Genomic DNA, 20,818 nt, shown 5'->3' on the forward strand with positions numbered 1-20,818 from the left:
TTTCATTGCTTTAGGAAGACGCTTATGCCCGCCATCACCCTGCCCGACGGTTCCGTTCGTTCGTTCGAGGGCGCGGTGACTGGCACCACCATCGCCGCCGCCATTGGCCCGGGCTTGGCCCGCGCCGCCCTGGCCATGGAGGTCAACGGCAAGCAGATGGACCTCTCCCGCGAGATCGCCGAGGATTCATCGGTGAAATTCATCACCCGCAAGGACGATGCCGCGCTGGAGATGATTCGCCACGACGCCGCCCATGTGCTGGCCGAGGCCGTGCAGGAGCTTTACCCCGGCACCCAGGTCACCATCGGCCCTTCCATCGAGAACGGCTTCTATTACGATTTCTACCGCAACGAGCCCTTCACCCCCGCCGACCTCCCGGCCATTGAGGGCAAGATGCGCGAAATCATTGCCCGCAACGCCAATTTCATCCGCGAGGAATGGGACCGCGAAGAGGCGATCAAATTCTTCGAGGCCAAGGGCGAGCGCTTCAAGGCCGAGCTGATCCGCGACCTGCCGGACAGCGAAACCATCACCATCTACCGCCAGGGTGAGTGGCTGGATCTCTGCCGTGGCCCGCATATGCGCGGCACGGGCGATATCGGCTCCGGCTTCAAGCTCATGAAGACCGCCGGCGCCTATTGGCGCGGCGATGCCAAGAACCCAATGCTGTCGCGCATTTACGGCACCGCCTGGCGCGACAATAAGGAGCTGGACGCCTATCTCCACCAGTTGGAGGAAGCCGAACGCCGCGACCACCGCAAGATCGGCAAGGCCATGGACCTCTTCCATATTCAGGAAGAAGCCGTGGGCTCCATCTTCTGGCATCCGAAAGGCTGGAAGCTTTACCGCACGGTGGAAGCCTATATCCGCCGCCGCCAGGAGGAAGGCGGCTATGAAGAAGTCCGCACCCCGCAACTGGTGGATCGCAAGCTATGGGAAATGTCCGGCCACTGGGACAAATACCGCAAGAACATGTTCATCGCCGAGGTCGAGGAGGAAGCCACCATGCTCGCCCTCAAGCCGATGAATTGCCCCTGCCATGTACAGATCTTCAACCAGGGCCTGCGCTCTTATAAGGAATTGCCGATCCGCATGGCCGAGTTCGGCTCCTGCCACCGCTACGAGCCCTCCGGCGCGCTGCACGGCATCATGCGCGTGCGCGCCTTCACGCAGGACGACGCGCATATCTTCTGTACCGAAGGGCAAATCGCCGACGAGACCGTGCGTTTCGTGGCACTGCTCGAGAGTGTCTATAAGGATTTCGGGTTCGAGAGCTTCACCGTTAAATTTTCGGACCGCCCGGAAGTCCGCGCAGGCGCCGACGAAGTGTGGGACCGGGCCGAGGCGGCCCTGAAGGAAGCCTGTGAAAAGGCGGGCGTGACCTACACGCTGAATCCCGGCGAGGGCGCCTTCTACGGCCCCAAGCTGGAATTCGTGCTGCGCGATGCCATCGGGCGCGATTGGCAGTGCGGCACCATCCAGGTGGATTTCGTGCTGCCCGAGCGGCTGGATGCTGAATATGTCACCTCAGAAAGTGGCCGCGCCCGTCCGGTGATGCTCCACCGCGCCATCATCGGCAGCTTTGAACGCTTCCTGGGCATTCTCATCGAGCAATATGCGGGACGTTTCCCGCTCTGGCTGGCTCCGGTGCAGGCGGTGGTCACCACCATCGTCTCGGATGCCGATGACTATGCCAGCGAGGTGGCGGATGCCCTACGCGCCGCCGGCCTCGCCGTGGAGCTGGATACCTCCAACCAGAAGATCCAGGCGAAAATCCGCGAACATTCGCTGGCACATGTGCCGAACATTCTCGTGGTCGGCCGCAAGGAGGCTGAAGACCGCAAGGTCGCCCTGCGCCGCTTGGGCGGTGCCGCGCAGGAAATCCTCTTATTGGACGAGGCCATTGCCCTGTTGAAAGCTGAGGCCGCCGCCCCAGATCTTCGTTCATGAGCTTCAAAATCGGCATCATCCCCGTTACCGCCTTCCAGCAGAATTGCGCGCTGGTGTGGGACGATGAAACCAAGATCGGCGCGGTGATCGATCCGGGCGGCGATGTGCCTTATATTCAGGAGCAGATCGACAAGCTTGGTCTTTCGATCACTGAAATTATCCTTACCCATGGTCATATCGATCATGCGGGCGGTGCCGCGCAACTATCCGAGGCGTTGGATGTCCGCATCGTCGGTCCCGGCATCGAGGATAAATTTCTGCTGGATGAGTTGGCCCTCTCAGGCGCGCGTTACGGGCTGCAAGCCCGCGACTGCCACCCCGACCGCTGGCTTCATCATGGCGATACCATCAGTCTCGGCGGTGTGGCATTCGAGGTTCGCCATTGCCCCGGCCATACGCCGGGCCATATGGTGTTTCTCTCCCGATCGCTGAATTTTGGTTTTGTGGGTGATGTGCTGTTTCGCGGTTCCATCGGCCGCACCGATCTGGGCGATTATGGCGATCATGCGCAGCTTATCGCATCCATCGAGCGCGAGCTTTTGGTGCTGCCGGACGATTTCAGCTTTTCCTGCGGTCATGGGCCGGGCTCCACAATCGGCCAGGAGCGCGGAACCAACCCGTTCCTGCAGGGCTGATCCAGGCAATTTCAGGGCAGGGGGGCTATATCCACCCAGGAGAGATGCCCGCCCTTGCCCGCTCCTGTATCCAGGAACACCGCCGTGCCGCCCTTACGGCCATGGCGCACATAAGGTCTTCCATCGGTCGAGCGCTGGTCATGCCCCACATAGGCGGTCATCCCGGCGGGGATGTCATCCACCCAGCGCAAAAGCCGTTCTGGTTTACCCGCTCCCGTCACCCGGCCGCTGGTCTGCCCATAAAGCGCGCGCGCCCACAGGGGCTCTGGTCGTCCGGCGGGGAAAGGGCCAGGGGGTTGCTCCAGCATTGCCGGATGAAATCCGCCATGCACGAAAAAAAACGCCCCGCTATGCAGCCAAACGGGCGCGGCCATGATTTCCGCCCGCGTGCGTGCCTGCATGTCGCCGGGCAAAATTTCCATTGTCCTGGCGGTTGGCTCACCGCGCACCCGGTCGCCGCGCAAGGCCCTCGCCAGCTTGAAATCATGATTTCCCAGCAGGAATAAACCGCGCTTTTCATCCAGCAGCCGGAACATGATGCGCAACGCCCCGGGGGTATCTGGCCCGTCATCGACCAAATCGCCAAGCTGAATCAGAAATCGGTCGGTTTCCGCCGCCGCGGCAAGTCCCTTGGAATCTCCATGCACGTCACCGAGAATCCGAAGCGGCACGCCTGCGGGGATCATGCGCGTCCCTCCTGGCATGCCAAGGTGTGATTGGCCAATCTCAATCACGCCTTGCCTCCTCGATTGCGATCGCGTTCTTTGATTTGGCCCAAAGCGTGCCGATGGCGATCTAAGGCATCATATTCCATTACAATTAAAAGATGGGATGCTGACGGTGTCCTGGCAAGGGCGGGCTAACCGGTGTGTCGCGCCGCCTTCAATGTCTCATAGGCGGCCAGTGCCGCCTGCCTGCCATCGGCTGGCTGCACCAGCGGGACGGGATACTCATGCCCGAGCCTGATTCCGGCACCGGCCAATACCGCCTGGGGGGCCTCCCAAGGACAGTGGAGATACGCATCCGGCAGGTTTTTTAGCTCCGGCACGAAGCGCCGCACATACACCCCATCCGGATCGAATTTCCGTCCTTGCAGCACGGGGTTGAAGATACGGAAATAAGGCGCGGCATCGGCCCCGCAGCCCGCGACCCATTGCCACGAGGCGCCATTGGCCGCCTCATCGGCCTCGCACAGTGTGTCCCAGAACCATTTTTCTCCCGCTTGCCAAGGGATCAGGAGATGCTTCACGAGATAGGACGCGCAGATCATCCGCACCCGGTTATGCATCCAGCCTGTCCGCCAAAGCTCACGCATTCCGGCATCGACGATGGGGATGCCCGTTTGGCCTTTTTGCCAGGCGGCCAGATATGCTTGGTTGTCCCGCCAGGGGAAAGTCTCGAACTCCTCGCGGATCGGCCTGGTGCGAAGCTCCTCATGCCGCCACAGCAGGTTGAGGGAGAATTCCCGCCAGAGCAGTTCCTTCAGGAAAATCTCCACCCCTTGGCCATGCCCCGCCGCGAGGGCCCGGTGCCAGACCAAACGCGGTGAAATCTCCCCGAAATGCGCATGAGGAGACAGCCTGGAAGTGCCATGGCGCGCCGGAATATCCCGTGCCGTGGCATAATCCCGCACTGGCTCGGACAGGAACGCGTCCAGCCTTGCCATGGCGCCCGCCTCGCCAGGGTGCCATTGCGCGCGCAGCCCACCCGCCCAGTCAGGCTCGCGCGGCAGCAGGGACCAATTGGCCAACTTGTCGCTTTGGGTTTCCGGCCCGTGCAGTTTCTCCGGCGCCGGCAGGAAACCTTCCCGCACACCGGCTTCCCGACAGGCCCTTGCGAAAGGTGTGAATACCCCGAACGGTCCGCCCGCCTTGGTGGTGATTTGCTCCGGAGGAAAAAGCGAGGTGGAAAGATGGCGGTGTAACCCACAATCCAACCCTCGCAACGCCGCATCCAGCACCCTGTCCGTTTTTCGCCAAAAAGGTTCGTAGGCGCGCGCGGCATGCACGGCGGTCACGCCATGCTCTCGCACCAGCTCGGCGATGATCTCCACCGGCTCTCCCCGGCGCAGTGTCAACATTCCACCCTTCGCTGAAATATCTTGCGCCAGGGCGGTCAATGAATGATGCAACCACCAACGCCCCGCCGCGCCGGTCCGTTCATCCAGAATATAGAGCAGCAGCAAGGGCGCGTTGCCCTGAGCCGCCGCGTGTAGAGCCGGGTTGTCGGCCAGCCTCAAATCATTTCTGAACCAGACAAGCCTTGTCATGGTTATGCGACGTCCGCGAGCCGCCCCAATTGCTCCAGCGCGAAGGCGTAAAGCTGTTCCTGCCCCAGGAGAAACACCCGCAGCCCATGTGGAAAGAACTGCGCGATGGCCGGGGCGTGCACGTCCAACCCGCCATGGGGATTGCCGAAGGCGGGTAGAACCAGCCGGTGGGAATCCATCACGAAACAAGGGCGCGAGACATGTTTGCCGCGTGTGTCGATGCTCGCCCTTGGCCGATAATGGCCGGAAATTTCAATTTCCCGCGCCCCCAGACGCTGCACCGCCTCATGCCTGAACACGAACGGTCCTTCGCGATGTTCTTCGGCGCGGAGCCCAGGCAGATCGGATGCCACCGTGGATTGTGCCTGAGCCACCCAAATAATCTGCGCCTCCCGTCCCACGGCTTCGAGACGGGCCCGTTCGTCCTTGGTCAGACAAACAGGTCCGCCGCCAGCGGAAAACGCATTCCCGAGCGCGATCAACCGGGAAGGGCGATAGAGCCGCACCAGCCTTGTCAACCGCTCCAGTGCCGCGCGTGTATTGTAAGCCGATGCATCTCGGAGGGAGGGTGGCGCGCTTGAGGCCGGCAGATCGGAGACGATCAACACGCGTTTCGCCGGCCAGAACGCAGCGCCGGAAGGGTCGAGCATCAGCCGTTCATTGCGGAAATGAATTGGGGCAGCGGTCATGACGGATGAGAAAGCACATTCTGACCCGTTGGGCCATGCGCAAAATCAAGAAGAAACCGATCCCTGGCCTACCAGGAAGTCATGATGCCTGGCAGGCCAGATAAAGTGCCTCGGCACTGGCGAGCAGCAGCACCGCCCAGGTCAAAACCGCGCCGCCGCCGCGCAACGGGTTGGGGGCGGGCAGGCGCATGCCCACCGCATGGGCCAAACGCGCCAGCACCAGGACCGCGCCCGGCCAAACCACCCAGCGTGCCGCCGCTCCCGCATAGGAATCAGCCGCCAGCAGCAGCAAGATCAACGGGACATATTCCGCGAAATTCGCATGAGCCCGCACGGCGTCCCGCAACGCTTCCATGCCTTCCTGCCCGGCGCCATCGCCAATGAGCACGTGTTTGACGACACGCAGGCGCACAACCTCTCCGCTCAATGCGATGAAGATCAGGCCGAGCAATCCCGAAATGAATAACAGACCGTGAAACCCCGCCATGTTCACCTCCGGCAATCGCGCCTCGATCAAACTCGCCCATGAAACTCAAAACCGCTGGAAACATTTTCCAATTTTTCCGTGGCCATGTTTATACTGCAATCGGCCGATAAAGGAATGTGACATGAATCAGCTTCATCATCACAAAATGGATTCCGGTTTTGATCTGTCCGGAGGACCATTTAATCCCGACGAATTCATCCGCCAATGGCAATCGCGCGCCTTCATGCTGTTGCAAGCTCAGGAACGAATCGTTCAAGGCCTCGCGGCGGCGGCGCGCGCGCAATTGCGGTTCAGCCAGGAATTCATGCTCAACCGCGTCAATATGCTGCATTGGGACGCGGTGGATGGAGAACATCTGAGTGAACATGCCCGTCAGGAGATCGAGCATCTCGGCGCGCTGATACATGAGGTTTCGGATGAAATCCGCACCTGCTTCAACGAAGCCGGGGAAATGCTGGAAATCAGGCGCGCCCATGATAAACCTGTGGAAGCTCCCGCCGCCAAGCCGCAAGAGCCCGCCAAGGCCACCGTCAAACCGCCCGAACCGGTTGCGAAAGCCGAGCCGAAGGCCAAGGCGGAACCCGTTACGCAGGCCAAGCCAGCACCCTCTTCGCCCCCCGTGGCCAAGACCGCTCCCAAGGCCACTCCCGCCCGGGTTCGTCATACGTCGCGCCGGGTCAAAACGCGTGGCTGAACGGGTCCAGGAGCATCGCGCGGTCAGCGCGGATTCCGTTCTAGGCTGATTTTTTTGACGCTGTTTTCCTGCTCGCGGTTTTTTCAGCAGCGGTTTTCTTGACCGCTGCTTTTTTGGCGGGGGCCTTGCTCGCGGGTTTGGCGGTTTCTTTCTTGGCGGCCGGTTTGGCCGTTTTCACCGCCGCTGTCTTTTTGGTCGAGCTTTTGGCCTTGGCGCCTTTCTTGCCACGCGGCGCGAGCATCTTGCCTTTTTCAGCCAGCAGCGCCACGGCTTCGTCCAGGCTGACCGCTCCCATCTCCGTGCCCTTTGGCAGGTTGGCGACCATGTTGCCCCATTGCGCATAGGGGCCGAAACGTCCCTTGCGAACCAGCACGTCCGCACCGTCCTTGGGATGCGCGCCGAGCGTCTTGATGGAGTCCTGCTTCTTGGCGATGAGATCCATGGCCCGGTTGAAGCCGAGATGCAGCACGTTGTCGTCCCGGTCCAGCGAGGCGTAAAGCGCGCCCATTTTTACATAGGGGCCGAAACGCCCAATATTCGCCTCGATTTTTTGACCGGTTTCCGGGTGCAGCCCGACCAGGCGAGGCAGGGACAGCAGCCCCAGCGCTTCCTCCAGCGTGAGGCTGGCGCCATCCATGCCACGCGCCAGGGAGGCGCGTTTTGGCTTGGCCTTCTTGTCCTCGGGATCCGGCTCGCCCTGCTGGACATAGAGACCATAGGGGCCGCGGCGGAGCGTGATAGTCTCGGCCGTTTGCGGGTGCTGACCAAGCACCCGCATGCCATCCTTTAAGGCATCATCTTCTGTCTCGCCGCCCTCGACGGCGAGTTTGCGGGTATATTGGCAGGTGGGGTAATTCGAGCAGCCGATGAAGCTGCCGAAACGTCCCAGCTTCAAGCCCAGCCTTCCATTTCCGCAGGCGGGGCAGGCGCGCGGATCGGATCCGTCCTCCCGTGCCGGGAAGAAATGCGGGCCCAGATCCTGATCCAGCGCATCGATCACATCCGAGATCTTCAGATCCTTCGTCTGCGCGATCGCGGCGGAAAAATCGTCCCAGAAAGCACGCAGGATCTCCCGCCAATTGGCGTTGCCCTCGGCGATTTGATCCAGCTCTTCCTCAAGATTGGCGGTGAAACCGGTATCGACGTAGCGGGCGAAGAAACTGACCAGGAAAGCCGTGACGAGCCTGCCGCGATCCTCCGGCACAAAACGCCGCGCCTCGAGCTTCACATAATTTCGGTCCCGCAGCACGGACAGGATGGAGGCATAGGTGGAAGGCCGGCCAATGCCCAACTCCTCCATCTTCTTCACCAGCGAGGCCTCGGAATAGCGCGGCGGCGGTTGGGTGAAATGCTGCGTAGCGCTTACCTCGCGCGTCCCGGCGGGGTCCCCCTTGGCGATCGGCGGCAGGATGCGGCTGTCCTCATCCGTGTCGGACGGATCGTCCTGATCTTCCTTATAGAGTTTCAGGAAGCCATCGAAGGCCAGAACCGAACCCGTGGCGCGCAGGGTCTGGCCCTTGCCGTCGGTCAGGTCCACGGCGGTCTGGTCCAATTCGGCGGGGGACATTTGGCAGGCGAGGGCGCGTTTATAGATCAGCTCATAGAGCTTTGCCTGCTCGGCATTGAGCATGCGGGCAATTTTTTCAGACTTTAGCGAAATATCGGTCGGGCGGATGGCTTCATGTGCCTCCTGCGCGTTCTTTGCCTTGCTTTGGTAGATGCGCGGCGCGACGGGCAGATATTTGTCGCCAAATTCCGCCTGGATCTGCTTGCGCATGGAGGCGACGGCTTCTTGCGCCAGCTGCACGCCATCGGTTCGCATATAGGTGATGAGACCGACCGTATCGCCGCCAATCTCCACACCCTCGTAAAGCTGTTGGGCGAGGCGCATGGTCTGCTGCGAGGAAAAACCGAGCTTGCGGCTGGCCTCCTGCTGCAAGGTGGAGGTGATGAATGGCGGCGGCGGTGAGCGGCGGGTGCGTTTTTTCTCGACCGAGGCAACGTTGAACGTTCCCGCCTGCACGGCTTTTTTCGCTTCTCTCGCCCGGGTTGCGTCGGGCAGGTCGAATTGTTCGAGCTTCTTGCCCTGGTAATGGGTGAGGCGGGCAGGGTAGGGCGCGCCGGTGGGGGTGAGCATGGAAGCTTCCACCGTCCAATATTCACGCGCCTTGAAGATCTCGATTTCCGCCTCGCGCTCGCAGATGAGGCGCAGCGCCACGGATTGCACGCGTCCGGCCGATTTGGAGCCGGGCAGCTTGCGCCAGAGCACGGGCGAGAGGGTGAAGCCGACCAGATAATCCAAGGCGCGGCGAGCGAGATAAGCCTCGATCAGAGGGGTGTCGAGGTCACGCGGATGCGCCATGGCATGCTTGACGGCGCTCTTGGTGATCTCATTGAAGGTGACACGTTTGACATGGACGCCTTTTAACGCGTTGCGTTCCAACAAGGCGGTTTGCACATGCCATGAAATCGCCTCGCCCTCGCGGTCGGGGTCGGTGGCGAGGTAGAGAGTCGACGCCCCCTTGAGAGCCTTGGCGATCTCGCTGAGCTGCTTGGCGCCGCGATCATCGGCCTGCCAGTCCATGGCGAAATCCTCGTCCGGGCGGACGGAGCCATCCTTGGGCGGCAGATCCCGCACATGCCCGAAACTGGCCAGAACCTTATAGGAATCTCCGAGGTATTTATTGATCGTCTTGGCTTTTGAGGGAGATTCGACGACGACGATATCAGTCAACGAGCCGTTCCATTCATTCGTCTTCAAGCCGCGCCGGCGGCTCAGGGGTCTTCAGGCAGAGCCACCCTGTCCCCAGCAAGGCTTTCCACGCGCCCCGCCAGTTCAAGTTCCAGGATGACAGCCCTTATTGCTGTGAGCGAGAGTTGGCAGCGCCGGGCGATCTCGTCAACTCCGACGGGTTCGGGACTGAGCAATGCCGGGATTTCGCGCCGAGCGCGAGACAGGTCCGTGTCGGGGGTGGGTGTCTCCTCCCAAAGCGGCGGCGGCTCGGCGAACCCACGCGCTAAAGGCCGCGCGGGCAGGTTCGCCAGCACATCGTCGGCGGTTTCGGTCAGGTGCGCGCCTTGGCGGATAAGATCGTTGCCCCCGCGTGCCCTCGGGTCCAGGGGAGAGCCGGGGACGGCAAAGATCTCTCGCCCCGCCTCGGCCGCCAGACGCGCGGTAAGCAGCGAGCCGGAGCGGGTGGCGGCCTCCAGCACCACCAGCCCGAGCGTCAATCCGGCGATGATGCGGTTGCGCTTGGGAAAATGCCGGCCGATGGGGGCTGTGCCCAGTGGCGCTTCCGCCACCACGGCGCCATTTTCGGCGATGCGGCGCTGAAGGTCCGCATTATCTTCCGGATAGGGCATGTCCAGCCCCCCCGCGATCACGGCGATGGTCCGCCCGCCGCGCAGGGCCCCCTCATGCGCGGCTGTGTCGATTCCCCGCGCCAGGCCGGAAACGACGATGAGACGCGGCGCCAGTTCGGCGGCCAGATGCGCGGCCAGGCGCATGCCATTGGCCGAAGCGTTGCGCGCCCCGACGATGCCGATGGAACGGGCCGCGAGCAGGTCAGCATCGCCCAGCACGGCGATGGCGGGCGGGGCATCCGGCAGTTCGGCCAGATAGTCCGGGTAGCCGGGTTGGTCCAGAAAGAGAAAAACGCCTCCCATGCGGCTGACGGCCAGATACTCACGTTCAATCTCGGCCATGGGCGGAATGCGTGGCGGCGTGGCGCGACCGCCGGACTTGGCCAAGGCGGGCAGGGCGGCCAGCGCCTCTTCGGGGCTGGGAAAACGCGCCAGCAAACGCCGATATGTGACGGGGCCCACGCTTTGCGTCCGTGCCAGGCGCAGAAATCCCAGCACGGGCTCAGCCATTGAGCCTCAGGATGGACAGCAATTGCGGCAGCTTATCCGCTGGCACCACCCAGGCCCCGACAGGGGTGGCGTTTTCATAGAAGCTGGCGATCACACCGCAGGTTGGGGTTTGCCCGGCGAGCGTCGCCTCTGGCGTACCAGGCACGGCACCGCTGACCAGCGCGCCGATTTCATCGAAGCCGGGGGGATTCACATTGATGAACCCCGGCGCGGGCTGGCCCGTGCCGATAGTGATCCAGAGCGGCCCGGTGGGCTTGGCGCACTGGCCAGGATTGAACAAGCGGATACGGTTTGCCTGCAAATGGCTTAACGCCAGGGCCGGTGCGGCGCCGAGAAGCCAGAGCACCAGCAGCGCCGCCGTCCTCATACCGCCGCCCTCTGGCCAATTCGGGGTTCCTGCCCAGCCAGCAGCCGCTTGATATTGGATTTGTGCTTCCAATAGACCAGCGCCGCGATGATCAGGGTCGCCTCCGCCGCCAAGGGGCCGTTCATGAACAAGGCGGCAATCGGGGCAACCGCGTAGGCGGCCAGGGCGGACAGCGAGGAATAGCGCAGCGTGAACGCCGCCAGCAGCCAAACCGCGCAGCACAGTGCTCCCAGCGGCCACGCGATGCCGAAAAACACCCCCAGCCCAGTGGCGACCCCCTTGCCGCCCTTGAAACCAAGCCACAAGGGAAAGAGATGGCCCAGCACCGCCGCCAGCCCGGCGACCAGCACGCCGTGGTGAAAGGCGAGTTTCACCACCAGCACCGCGGCGAAGCCCTTCAGCCCATCCAACAGCAAGGTGGCGGCGGCGAGTGTCTTGTTGCCGGTGCGCAGCACATTGGTGGCGCCGATATTGCCGGAGCCGATGGCGCGTATGTCCCCCAGCCCGGCAAGACGGGTGAGCAGCAGCCCATAAGGCACGCTGCCCATCAGATAACCAAAAACGGCGACGGCAAGATAAAACCCGATCACCCGTAAACCCTCCGTCCGGCTTTCCAGGTGCCCAGCACCACGCCTTCCAGCGCCCGCCCGTCGAAGGGCGTGTTCTGCGCCTTGCCTGGAAGCTTCCCGGCCTGAACCTGCCAGGATTTTTCGGGATCGAAAAGACAGAGATCGGCGGGGCGGCCCTTGGCGATGACCCCAGCCTCGATCCCGAGCCAGGCGGCGGGCTTGGCGGTCAGCAAGGCAAGCGCCAGGGGCAAGGAGAGATCGCCATTCTGCACCCGCGCCAGCGTGACGCCGAGCAAGGTGGCAAGGCCGCAGCCGCCCGGCGCGGCATCCGCGAAGGGCAGGCGTTTATCGTCCGGGTCGCGTGGCTGATGGTCCGAGGCAATGGCGTCGATCGTGCCATCCTTCAACGCCGCGACCACGGCCAGGCGGTCCGCTTCCACCCGCAGCGGCGGAGAGAGCTTGGCATAGGTACGGTAACCGCCGATCGAGGTCTCGTTGAGGTCGAAATAAGGGGGGGCGGTGTCGCAGGTGATCTTCAGCCCCTTATCCTTGGCGCGGCGGATGAGATCCAGCGCCTCGGCGGTGGTGACATGGGCGAAATGCACGGCTCCGCCGGTGAGTTCAGCCAAGCGGATGTCGCGGGCGACGCCGATGGCCTCGGCCGCGGCGGGAACTTGCGGCAGGCCCATCCAGGTGGCGCGGGGACCGGCGGTGGCGGCGCCGCCACGGGCCAGTTCCGCATCTTCCGGGTGCTGGACAACCCGCGCGCCAAAGCCGGATGCGTATGAGAGGGCCAGACGCATCAGCCGGGAGGAGGCGATAGGCTTGCCGCCATCGGTAAAGGCCACGGCGCCGGCGGCCTGCAGCAGGCCATATTCGGCCAGTTCCTTACCCTCAAGCCCGCGCGTGGCGGCGGCATAGGGCAGCAGGGAGACGCTGCCGGTTTCCTCCCCCCTGGCGCGCAGAAACCGAACCAAGGCGGGGTCGTCGATCACCGGGTTGGTTTCTGGCAATACGGCGATGGTGGTGATGCCGCCTGCGGCCGCCGCTTCCGCGGCGCTCGCGATGGTCTCGCGATACTCAAAACCAGGCTCGCCGATGGCGGCGCGCATATCCACCAGGCCAGGGCAGAGCACGGCCCCTTCGGCCTCGACGATCTCAGCCCCCTCGGGCGTGCCCAGACCGGCGCCGAAATCAGCGATCTTGCCATCCCTGACCAGCAGCTCACCTTCATGTAAGCTTTCGGCTGAGTAGTCCAGATATTTGATTTTACGGAATAAAGTAATCAATAGTTGCTCCGCGCACAGGTTTCCAGCACCGCCATGCGGACGGCCACACCCATTTCCACCTGTTCCTTGATGAGAGAGCGAGTGGTGTCGTCCGCGACCTCGCTGTCGATCTCCACACCACGGTTCATCGGGCCTGGATGCATCACCAGGGCATCCGGTTTGGCGAAGGTCAGCTTCTTGCGGTCCAACCCGTAATAGGTAAAGAACTCGCGCGAGGATGGCACCAGCCCGCCCGTCATGCGTTCTTTCTGCAGGCGCAGCATCATCACGATGTCCGCACCCTTCAATCCTTCCTCCATATCGTGGAAAATCTCCACGCCGTTCACGCCGATGGAGCCGGGCAGGAGGGTAGGGGGGCCGATGAGACGGACGAAATTGCCCATCATCGTCAGCAGCAGGATATTGGAGCGGGCGACGCGGGAATGGGCGATGTCCCCGCAAATGGCCACGGTGAGGCCGGAAATGCGGCCCTTGTTGCGGCGGATGGTGAGGGCATCCAGCAATGCCTGGGTGGGGTGTTCATGCGTGCCGTCGCCGGCATTGATGACCGAGGCACCGACTTTCTGCGCCAGCAGGGCGGGCGCGCCGGAGCTTTTATGGCGCACCACCAGCAGATCGCAATTCATCGCGTTCAGGGTGGCGGCGGTGTCCAGCAGCGTCTCGCCCTTGGTGACGGAAGACGTGGCGACGGACATATTCACCACATCGGCGCCAAGGCGCCTGCCTGCCAGTTCGAAACTGGTGCGGGTGCGGGTGCTGTCCTCGAAGAAGAGATTGATGAGGGTACGGCCGCGCAAGCTGTCGCGCTGGGTTTTACCGGAGCGGTTAAGGAGGGCATAGCTCTCCGCCAGATCCAGCAGATTGGTGACGGAGGCTGGATCCAGCCCCTCGATTCCGAGCAAATGTTTCAACGACGCCATGGCGAGCCGCCTTACACCATAATTCAGCGCGCCGGGAAATGCGGCTGTTGATTTTTTGCCGGGGGTGCGGACAAGATACGCCACGTCATAATCGGGGGCTCAATGAAAAAATTTCTTATCGTCAGTATGTTGGCTAGCCTAGGCGGATGTGCCTCGATGGCGCCGCCAAGCGCGCCGCCACCCGCGACCCCGGTCTTTTTCCAGCCTTTTTCGGCGGCCCTCGACCAGCCGGCGCTCAATGCCATCTCCACGGCGGCAAAGGCCGCGAACGCTCAGCCTGGCGCGGCGGTGGTCGTCATCGGCGCGGCCGACAGCGTGGGAAGCAAGCTGGCGAACAAATATCTGTCCGAGACCAGAGCCCAGGTGGTGGCCGACCAGCTGGCGGCGGACGGCGTGGCGCAAGAGCGGCTGCATATTCATGCCACCGGCATGATCGCGCCTTCGCACGACGCGCCGGGCACACCCGTCCAGGGCGACCGCCGTGTGCTGATCCAGATCGGTGGGGAATAGTCGGAGGGCGGCCAATGGCCGCCTTCATCTTTCATCCAAAAATCGCAGAATCTATATTATGGAAAGTAACGATATGGGATAGGCGTTTCAGGCCAGCCACCCCCTCACGCCAGGGCGCCTTCATCATCCACGCGAAACAGACAACTAGAAACACGGACAAACCAGGACCGTCGCCGTGATAATCCACTGAAATTTGAAACCAAAACATCTATTTCAGGTGGTATCGGCCAGATCCTGGGGACTGAAAATCCCGAGAAGACAAAGCCTCTCAGCACATTTGTAACAAAATGTTAATATTTTTTCGCTTGCAGGTTGTATGGTTTGTGGGCTGATCTTGTTGCGGGAGTGTTAAGGACCGAGATTGCAACAATAAACGGCAACATCTCGGTCTGGCCTGGGGTTTATATGTTTCGTTTTGGTTAACGTTCACGGAAGGAGCAGCTATATGGCTACGACTTACGGTCCGAGTGACAGTGGTGTTTATTATGTCGTTACGGCGGGAACGCTCACAAGTTCAGTTTCAATCCAAAGCCCTTTGGGCACGCAAATCGATTCGATTGCTTCCGTAAGCAATGCCAACATCATCACCACGGATGGTTCCGAGCTGTCGATCGGTGCTCTGAATTCAAGCACCTACGTCATCGTGCCAGGTATTTCCGTCGATATTGCCTTTGTGGCCAGCGTCGCGAGTGCGCCGACGATTTATATCGGCGGCGAGGCCACCATTACCTCCGTGGCAAGCGCGCTCTCCGCCCCGACCTACGATGTTTATGGCGGCAGCCTGACGCTCAGCAGCGGCCTGGCGGCTGGTCTTTTGGGAAGCAGCACCGTCAATATCGGTGATGGCGGAACCTTCACCAACGGCTCTGGCCTCATTTCAGTCCTTAACGGCACCACCATCAATTTCACCACGGGGGGTGGTACCTTCATCGCCAATGCGGGCGGCTCTGTTCTGGATCTTTCAGACCTCACGATCAACGGATTCACCAGCGCCACGTCCAAGATCGAATTCGAGGATCTGTCCAGCGATGTGGAATCCTACAAGATCACCACCAGCGGTTCCTCGCAAACCATCACGCTGTACAGCGATACATCGCAAACGACAGAGATCGGCTCGGTCACGGTTGCCGGCACCACCCTCACCGCGGGCACTTATGTGGCGGGCGAAACCGGGCCGTTGACGGTCACGCAGGACAGTTCAGGCTCTGGCGTCAATGTCACGCTCGATGTCGAAAGCGCCATCGTTCCTTGCTTTTGGGCCGGCACGCTCATCGCCACGCCGGAGGGCGGAAAACCTGTCGATCGCTTGTGCATCGGCGACCTGATTCTGACCTCCGATGGCCATGCTCTGCCCGTGCGCTGGGTTGGCCGGCGCAGCGTTTCGCCACGCTTCGCGGACCCGCTGCGTGTTCTGCCCGTGCGCATTCGCGCCGGAGCGTTGGGAGAAGGATTGCCCATGCGCGATTTGCTGCTCTCACCGGATCACGCTCTGCTTGTCGGGGATGTGCTGGCCAATGCCGGTGCCCTGGTCAATGGCACGACCATTTCGCGTGAAAGCGGCATCACGGAAAATTTCGTCTATTACCATGTCGAGGTCGATGAGCACCAGTTGATCCTGGCCGAAGGTGTTTCGGCGGAGACTTTCATCGACCATGTCGAACGCATGGCTTTCGATAATTGGCTCGAACACGCGGCGATCTTCGGAGACATGCCCACAAAACCGGAAATGGTCTATCCGCGCGTGAAATCCGCGCGGCAACTGCCGCGCGCCTTGCGGGCAAAGCTGGAGAATGGCTCCCTCGCGGCGGCGTGATTTCACGCGCCGCGCTCTCAGGCGTCGCGGTCTTCTGGCCGCGGCGCCTTTTTCAGACCAAAATCTCCATGCCGTCATAGCCAGGCTCGATGCCCCGGGGCAATGTGTCGGTGAGCGTGCGGTAATCCATGGCCGGTCCCATATGGGTCAGGATGGTTCTTTGCGGCCGCAATGCCTCCACCCAGGCAAGAACCGTGGCCAGCCCCGCATGGGTCGGATGGTCGCTGGCGGGGGTAAAGCAATCCACTATGAAAATCCGGATACCGCGCAACGCCGCCAGCGCTTCCTTATCGAAGCGCACCACATCGGTACAATAGGCCAGATCGTCAATCCGCAAGCCCAGGGACCGAGAATAGCCATGGTCCTGGTCGAGCGGCAGAATATCCGTTCCGGCAATATCGAAGACTTTGCCAGGCACGATCTCATTGCGCTCCAGCACGGGACGGCCGAAAAACCCGCCATTCCAGGGCTTGAAGGCATAGGCGAAGCGTTGCCGCAGCTCTTCCCAGACCTCTTCCGTGGCATAAGCGGGCATGGGGGTGCCAAGAATGCGGTTGAGGATGCGTACATCGTCCAGCCCCGCCACATGGTCGGCATGGGCATGGGTGTAGAGAACCGCGTCGATCCTTCCAATGCCGCAGCCCGTCAGTTGGTAGCGCAGATCCGGCCCGGTATCGACGAGAATATTCCGCCCATGATCGGCATGGATAACGATACTGGCGCGAGAGCGCCGGTTCCGTGGCTCGTTGGGGTCGGTTTTTCCCCAGTCGCCGCGCCCATCGGCTCCTCCGATCTGTGGCAGTCCGGCTGAGCCGCCAGTGCCCAGCAGGGTGATTTTCATTGCGCGGCCTTCTTGAAGAGGGTCCGAAAATTACGGGTGGTCAGATCCGCCAACGCCTCTGGGGAAAGCCCCCTCACCTCGGCCAACTTGGCGGCTGTATGGGCGGTATAAGCCGGTTCATTGCGCTTGCCCCGATACGGGACGGGAGCAAGATAAGGGCTGTCCGTTTCCACCAAAATCCTGTCTTCCGGCACGATGGCGGCGATTTCACGCACGCTTTCGCTCTTGGGAAAGGTCAGAATACCGGAGAAGGAGAAATACCCTCCCAATTCCATCGCCTCCTCCGCCAGTTGGCGGGTGGAGGAGAAACAATGCAGCAGAAACTCGAAATGCCCCCCTGCCCGCTCCTCGCGCAATATGCGGGCAATGTCCGCGTCCGCGTCGCGGGCATGAATGCAAATCGGCAGGCCCGCCAGCCGCGCGGCGCGGATATTGGCGCGGAAATTCAACTCTTGCACATCTTTGGGGGCATTGTCGTAGAAATAATCCAGGCCCGATTCGCCAATGCCGATCACCTTGGGGTGCGCGGCCAGCCTTGCCAGGATTTCCGGCTCCACCACCGGCAGCACATCCGCCGCATGGTTGGGGTGAACGCCAACACAGGCCCAAATATTCTCAAACCGCTCGGCGATCGCCAAAATCTCCTGGCTCTGTTTCAGCGTGACGCCGATGGTCACCATCTCCTCGATCCCGGCCTCAACGGCGCGGCCGATGATGTCAGCCTGCTCGCCGGGCTTGTTGAAATAATCGAGATGGCAATGGGAATCGATCAGCATCACGCCGCCTCGACCACGCGCGGAAACAAGCCGGAGGGCGTGGGCAGCTTGGTGCCCTCAACCAGCGGGGCGTTCAGCACGGCCAGGGAGCGTTCCTCGCCAAGTGCCAGATAATCCAGCAATTTGCCCATCGTCTCAGGCATGAAGGGTTGCAACGCCACTCCCAGCACGCGCAACACCTCGCACAGTGTATAAAGCACGCTGTTCATCCGGGCCGTGTCGGTTTTACGCAGGCTCCAGGGGGCTTGCGCGTCGATATAGCCATCGGCCGCGCGGATCACACGCCAAGCCTCGTCCAACGCCTCATGAAAGGCGAGCTTATCCATCGCCGCGCGTATCTTCCCAGGCAGGGCATTGGCCTGGGCAATCAGCGCTTCGTCGGCCTCCTGCGAGACTCCCTTGGGAGGCACGGCGCCACCGGCGTTTTTGCCGATGAAGGAGAGTGTGCGTTGCGCCAGATTGCCAATGCCATTGGCAAGATCGGAATTGATCCGCCCGATGAGGGAGCGGCGGGAGAAATCGCCGTCATTGCCGAAGGGCACTTCACGCAGAATGAAATACCGGATCTGGTCGAGCCCGAATTCCTGTACCAAGGGCCGGACATCGATAAAATTGCCGAGCGATTTGGACATTTTCTCGCCCTCGACCGTCCACCAGCCATGGGAGAACACCTTCTTCGGCAAGGGCAGACCGGCCCCCATCAGAAAAGCGGGCCAATAGACGGAATGAAAGCGGATAATCTCCTTGCCGACCAGATGCAGGCTGGCGGGCCAATAATCCCAGCGGGGGGCGGTTTCGTCCGGATAGCCGGCGGCGGTAATGTAGTTCACCAGCGCGTCCAGCCAGACATACATCACATGCTTCTCATCGCCCGGCACCGGAATGCCCCAGGAGAAGCTGGTGCGGGAGATGGAAAGATCGTTCAGGCCGGAGCGCACAAAGGAGAGGATTTCGTTACGCTTGGCCGTGGGCGCGATAAAACCCGGGTTGGCCTTGTAATAATCAAGCAGCCTGTCCTGAAAGGCGCTCAGCTTGAAGAAATAGCTGGGCTCCACCACCCATTCCACCGCCGCCCCGGAGGCCACGGCATAGCGCGTGCCATCCGGCTTCAGCGCGGTTTCACTCTCATCGTAAAAGGCTTCGTCGCGCACCGCGTACCAGCCTTCATAAGCGCCGAGATAAATGAATCCGTTTTCCTGAAGCTTGGTCCAGATCGCTTGGCAGGAAGCCTTGTGGCGCGCTTCGGTGGTGCGAATGAAATCATCGTTGGAGATGTTCATGGCCCGTGCCATGTCCCGGAAATCGGCCGAGACGCGATCAGCGAATTCCTGAGGCGCGATGCCCGCGGCGCGGGCAGCGCTTTCCACCTTCTGGCCATGCTCGTCCGTGCCGGTGAGAAAAAACACGTCGTCCCCCTCCAGCCGGTGCCAGCGGGCGAGGACATCGGCCGCGGTGGAGGTATAGGCGTGACCGAGATGCGGCGCGCCGTTCACGTAATAGATCGGCGTGGTGATATAAAACTTCGTCTTGCTCATGACCTATGCAACTGTTCCAGCGCCACGAGGATGGCGGCGCGCTTATCCAAGTTCAGTCCTAACACCTCGCGCTCCAGTTTTCCAAAATCCTGCCAGAGCGTGACATTATGACCAAGATTTGCTCCCCCCGCCCTGGCCTGGGCGCGGGTGCGGGCGGCAAGCCGCGCGCGCAAAAGCGAGAAAAACAGATCGAATTTGTCCACCCCCTCCACCGTGCGGGCAACCTTGTCGGCAATTGCCTGGGCCCGGGCGGGCTTCACCGGGGCGTCCAGAACCTCATCCACCAGGGCGGCCAGGGCCACGCCATCGCCCTCGGCCAGGCTCAGCGCATTGCCGATACTCCCCTCGGACAGTTCGATCAGCCGCGCCTGGGCGGGCTGGTCCAGCTCCGGCGCGTAATCCGCCAGCAAGGCCCGCATGGTTTCGTCCGGCAGGGGGGACATGGGCAGCACCCGGCAACGGCTGCGTATGGTGGGCAAAAGCCTGCCGGGCGCGGCGCTCACCAGCAGCAAAATGGCACGGGGCGGCGGCTCCTCCAGCAGTTTCAAAAGCGCATTGGCGGCGTTGGGATTCATATCCTCGGCCCCATCCACCACCACCACGCGCCAGCCCCCTTCGGCGGGGGTCAGACGCATGAAAGCGCTGGCTTCCTGGATGGTGGCGATGACGATCTCGCTTTGCAGCTTCTCAGTCTTGGCGTTGACGCGGCGTTCGACCGTGAAAAAATCCGGGTGCGTGCCGGCGGCCACGCGGCGGAACACGCCGGCGGTTTCGGGAATGGAGAGATCGTCCGTCTGTCCTCCCGCCAGCAGCCAACGCCCGAAACGGTAAGCGAGCGTGGCCTTGCCGATGCCGGGCGGCCCGGCCAACAGCCAACCATGATGCAACCGCCCTGAGCGCACGGCGTGCAGCAGGGAGGCAACGGCCCCCTCATGCCCACGGAAAAATGGATTGGAGCGTGGTTCGAGGTTCACCGGCGCCCTGTCCTGCCGCGCAGCGCCTGGCATAGCGCGTCCACCACCAGACCGGGCGGCGGGCTGGCATCGATCTTCACGAAACGCCCCGGCTCGGCCGCCGCCATGGCGGCGAAGCCTTTTTGCACGCGGGTGAAAAAAGCCTCCCCCATCTCCTCGTACCGGTCCGTGCCACGGGCCCGGGCGGCAAGCCGGCGCCTGGCGTCTTCCTCGGGCAGTTCCAGCAGAAAAGTGATGTCCGGCGTCAGCCCGATCAACCGGATCAAGGCGCGCACATCGGCAAGCGCCACCCCCTGGCCGTAGGACTGGTAGGCCATGGTGGAATCATAAAACCGGTCGCAAATGACGGTGGCGCCACGCGCCAGCGCCGGGCGAATGGAATGTGCCACATGGTCCGCCCTGGCGGCGAAATGCAGCATGGTTTGGGCCAGCGGGTCGAGAGGCAGATCCTGGTCCAGCAGCACGCCGCGGATCGCCTCCGCGCCCTTGGTGCCACCCGGCTCGCGGGTGAGCAACACCTCCTGTCCCTCCGCGCGCAACCGCGCGGCCAGCCCGGCGGCTGCGGTGGATTTGCCAGCCCCTTCCCCGCCCTCCAGCGTGATGAACAACCCGCCCGTGGACGACATC

Annotated in this window: 20 protein-coding genes; 5 read left to right on the plus strand and 15 right to left on the minus strand. The window is 62.2% G+C overall.

Going from position 1 to position 20,818, the window contains the following annotated elements:
• Positions 1-24: 24 nt before the first annotated feature.
• Both thrS and AB7D48_RS07535 read left to right on the plus strand, forming a co-directional pair.
• The gene (gene thrS / locus AB7D48_RS07530; protein WP_427977227.1) at positions 25-1,950 is read left to right on the plus strand and encodes a threonine--tRNA ligase; all 1,926 of its coding nucleotides are present in this window, start codon (positions 25-27) and stop codon (positions 1,948-1,950) included.
• The gene (locus tag AB7D48_RS07535) at positions 1,947-2,585 is read left to right on the plus strand and encodes an MBL fold metallo-hydrolase (RefSeq protein ID WP_427977229.1); all 639 of its coding nucleotides are present in this window, start codon (positions 1,947-1,949) and stop codon (positions 2,583-2,585) included. Before thrS ends, AB7D48_RS07535 begins: the two co-directional genes overlap by 4 nt.
• A gap of 11 nt (positions 2,586-2,596) precedes the next feature.
• On the opposite strand, the gene AB7D48_RS07540 is transcribed toward AB7D48_RS07535, so the two are convergent.
• The 4 genes from AB7D48_RS07540 to AB7D48_RS07555 all read right to left on the minus strand — a co-directional run bounded on the left by AB7D48_RS07540 (position 2,597) and on the right by AB7D48_RS07555 (position 6,060).
• Positions 2,597-3,271 (minus strand): metallophosphoesterase, encoded by a 675-nt coding sequence (locus AB7D48_RS07540; protein ID WP_427977231.1) that lies wholly within the window; start codon positions 3,269-3,271, stop codon positions 2,597-2,599.
• 173 nt (positions 3,272-3,444) lie between these two features.
• Positions 3,445-4,854, minus strand: a complete 1,410-nt coding sequence (locus AB7D48_RS07545; protein WP_427977233.1) for a cryptochrome/photolyase family protein — start codon at positions 4,852-4,854, stop codon at positions 3,445-3,447.
• A gap of 2 nt (positions 4,855-4,856) precedes the next feature.
• Complete coding sequence (locus AB7D48_RS07550; protein WP_427977235.1) at positions 4,857-5,543, minus strand: metallophosphoesterase; 687 nt, start codon at positions 5,541-5,543, stop codon at positions 4,857-4,859.
• Between the two features lie 79 nt (positions 5,544-5,622).
• Positions 5,623-6,060 carry an MAPEG family protein gene (locus tag AB7D48_RS07555; RefSeq protein WP_427977237.1) on the minus strand — a complete coding sequence of 146 codons (438 nt, stop codon included), beginning with the start codon at positions 6,058-6,060 and terminating at the stop codon, positions 5,623-5,625.
• 91 nt (positions 6,061-6,151) lie between these two features.
• Between AB7D48_RS07555 and AB7D48_RS07560 the strand changes: the two genes are divergently transcribed.
• The gene (locus AB7D48_RS07560; protein ID WP_427977239.1) at positions 6,152-6,724 is read left to right on the plus strand and encodes a hypothetical protein; all 573 of its coding nucleotides are present in this window, start codon (positions 6,152-6,154) and stop codon (positions 6,722-6,724) included.
• Positions 6,725-6,764: 40 nt separating this feature from the next.
• On the opposite strand, the gene topA is transcribed toward AB7D48_RS07560, so the two are convergent.
• From topA to AB7D48_RS07590, 6 genes are read right to left on the minus strand one after another with little or no spacing between them, the layout of a single operon-like run.
• A complete protein-coding gene (gene topA, locus AB7D48_RS07565) occupies positions 6,765-9,458 on the minus strand; it encodes a type I DNA topoisomerase (RefSeq protein WP_427977242.1) in 2,694 nt (897 codons plus the stop codon).
• A gap of 41 nt (positions 9,459-9,499) precedes the next feature.
• Positions 9,500-10,597 (minus strand): DNA-processing protein DprA, encoded by a 1,098-nt coding sequence (gene dprA / locus AB7D48_RS07570; RefSeq protein WP_427977244.1) that lies wholly within the window; start codon positions 10,595-10,597, stop codon positions 9,500-9,502.
• Positions 10,590-10,964 (minus strand): hypothetical protein, encoded by a 375-nt coding sequence (locus AB7D48_RS07575; RefSeq protein ID WP_427977246.1) that lies wholly within the window; start codon positions 10,962-10,964, stop codon positions 10,590-10,592. Before AB7D48_RS07575 ends, dprA begins: the two co-directional genes overlap by 8 nt.
• Positions 10,961-11,554 (minus strand): glycerol-3-phosphate 1-O-acyltransferase PlsY, encoded by a 594-nt coding sequence (gene plsY / locus AB7D48_RS07580; protein ID WP_427977247.1) that lies wholly within the window; start codon positions 11,552-11,554, stop codon positions 10,961-10,963. Before plsY ends, AB7D48_RS07575 begins: the two co-directional genes overlap by 4 nt.
• Complete coding sequence (locus AB7D48_RS07585) at positions 11,551-12,822, minus strand: dihydroorotase (protein WP_427977249.1); 1,272 nt, start codon at positions 12,820-12,822, stop codon at positions 11,551-11,553. The genes plsY and AB7D48_RS07585 overlap by 4 nt, the downstream gene beginning before the upstream one ends.
• Positions 12,819-13,742 (minus strand): aspartate carbamoyltransferase catalytic subunit, encoded by a 924-nt coding sequence (locus tag AB7D48_RS07590; RefSeq protein WP_427977251.1) that lies wholly within the window; start codon positions 13,740-13,742, stop codon positions 12,819-12,821. Before AB7D48_RS07590 ends, AB7D48_RS07585 begins: the two co-directional genes overlap by 4 nt.
• A gap of 156 nt (positions 13,743-13,898) precedes the next feature.
• On the opposite strand from AB7D48_RS07590, the gene AB7D48_RS07595 reads away from it, so the two are divergent.
• Together AB7D48_RS07595 and AB7D48_RS07600 are read left to right on the plus strand one after the other, a co-directional pair.
• Complete coding sequence (locus AB7D48_RS07595) at positions 13,899-14,252, plus strand: OmpA family protein (RefSeq protein WP_427977254.1); 354 nt, start codon at positions 13,899-13,901, stop codon at positions 14,250-14,252.
• A 445-nt stretch (positions 14,253-14,697) separates the two neighbouring features.
• Positions 14,698-16,065 carry a Hint domain-containing protein gene (locus AB7D48_RS07600; RefSeq protein WP_427977256.1) on the plus strand — a complete coding sequence of 456 codons (1,368 nt, stop codon included), beginning with the start codon at positions 14,698-14,700 and terminating at the stop codon, positions 16,063-16,065.
• Positions 16,066-16,117: 52 nt separating this feature from the next.
• Here the strand turns inward: AB7D48_RS07600 and AB7D48_RS07605 are convergent, their stop codons facing one another.
• The 5 genes from AB7D48_RS07605 to tmk are packed head-to-tail and all read right to left on the minus strand — an operon-like array spanning position 16,118 to position 20,817.
• Entirely contained in the window at positions 16,118-16,906 is a 789-nt protein-coding gene (locus AB7D48_RS07605; RefSeq protein WP_427977258.1) for an MBL fold metallo-hydrolase, read from the minus strand.
• Positions 16,903-17,682, minus strand: a complete 780-nt coding sequence (locus AB7D48_RS07610; RefSeq protein WP_427977261.1) for a TatD family hydrolase — start codon at positions 17,680-17,682, stop codon at positions 16,903-16,905. The genes AB7D48_RS07605 and AB7D48_RS07610 overlap by 4 nt, the downstream gene beginning before the upstream one ends.
• Positions 17,682-19,217 carry a methionine--tRNA ligase gene (gene metG, locus AB7D48_RS07615; protein ID WP_427977264.1) on the minus strand — a complete coding sequence of 512 codons (1,536 nt, stop codon included), beginning with the start codon at positions 19,215-19,217 and terminating at the stop codon, positions 17,682-17,684. The genes AB7D48_RS07610 and metG overlap by 1 nt, the downstream gene beginning before the upstream one ends.
• Positions 19,214-20,191, minus strand: a complete 978-nt coding sequence (locus AB7D48_RS07620) for a DNA polymerase III subunit delta' (RefSeq protein WP_427977267.1) — start codon at positions 20,189-20,191, stop codon at positions 19,214-19,216. Before AB7D48_RS07620 ends, metG begins: the two co-directional genes overlap by 4 nt.
• Positions 20,188-20,817: a dTMP kinase gene (gene tmk / locus AB7D48_RS07625; RefSeq protein WP_427977269.1), complete on the minus strand. Its 630-nt coding sequence runs from the start codon at positions 20,815-20,817 to the stop codon at positions 20,188-20,190. The genes AB7D48_RS07620 and tmk overlap by 4 nt, the downstream gene beginning before the upstream one ends.
• Position 20,818: the final 1 nt, after the last annotated feature.

It is taken from the genome of Acidocella sp. (assembly GCF_050253495.1).
Taxonomy (GTDB): Bacteria; Pseudomonadota; Alphaproteobacteria; order Acetobacterales; family Acetobacteraceae; genus Acidocella.

Coding starts and splice junctions, on each gene's coding strand:
- AB7D48_RS07550 (WP_427977235.1), bottom strand. CDS start 5,543: ATGACCGCTGCCCCAATTCATTTCCGCAATGAACGGCTGATGCTCGAC.
- AB7D48_RS07590 (WP_427977251.1), bottom strand. CDS start 13,742: ATGGCGTCGTTGAAACATTTGCTCGGAATCGAGGGGCTGGATCCAGCC.
- thrS (WP_427977227.1), top strand. CDS start 25: ATGCCCGCCATCACCCTGCCCGACGGTTCCGTTCGTTCGTTCGAGGGC.
- AB7D48_RS07540 (WP_427977231.1), bottom strand. CDS start 3,271: ATGATCCCCGCAGGCGTGCCGCTTCGGATTCTCGGTGACGTGCATGGA.
- metG (WP_427977264.1), bottom strand. CDS start 19,217: ATGAGCAAGACGAAGTTTTATATCACCACGCCGATCTATTACGTGAAC.
- AB7D48_RS07575 (WP_427977246.1), bottom strand. CDS start 10,964: ATGAGGACGGCGGCGCTGCTGGTGCTCTGGCTTCTCGGCGCCGCACCG.
- AB7D48_RS07560 (WP_427977239.1), top strand. CDS start 6,152: ATGAATCAGCTTCATCATCACAAAATGGATTCCGGTTTTGATCTGTCC.
- AB7D48_RS07545 (WP_427977233.1), bottom strand. CDS start 4,854: ATGACAAGGCTTGTCTGGTTCAGAAATGATTTGAGGCTGGCCGACAAC.
- dprA (WP_427977244.1), bottom strand. CDS start 10,597: ATGGCTGAGCCCGTGCTGGGATTTCTGCGCCTGGCACGGACGCAAAGC.
- AB7D48_RS07610 (WP_427977261.1), bottom strand. CDS start 17,682: ATGCTGATCGATTCCCATTGCCATCTCGATTATTTCAACAAGCCCGGC.
- AB7D48_RS07595 (WP_427977254.1), top strand. CDS start 13,899: ATGGCGCCGCCAAGCGCGCCGCCACCCGCGACCCCGGTCTTTTTCCAG.
- AB7D48_RS07605 (WP_427977258.1), bottom strand. CDS start 16,906: ATGAAAATCACCCTGCTGGGCACTGGCGGCTCAGCCGGACTGCCACAG.
- AB7D48_RS07600 (WP_427977256.1), top strand. CDS start 14,698: ATGGCTACGACTTACGGTCCGAGTGACAGTGGTGTTTATTATGTCGTT.
- tmk (WP_427977269.1), bottom strand. CDS start 20,817: ATGTCGTCCACGGGCGGGTTGTTCATCACGCTGGAGGGCGGGGAAGGG.
- AB7D48_RS07535 (WP_427977229.1), top strand. CDS start 1,947: ATGAGCTTCAAAATCGGCATCATCCCCGTTACCGCCTTCCAGCAGAAT.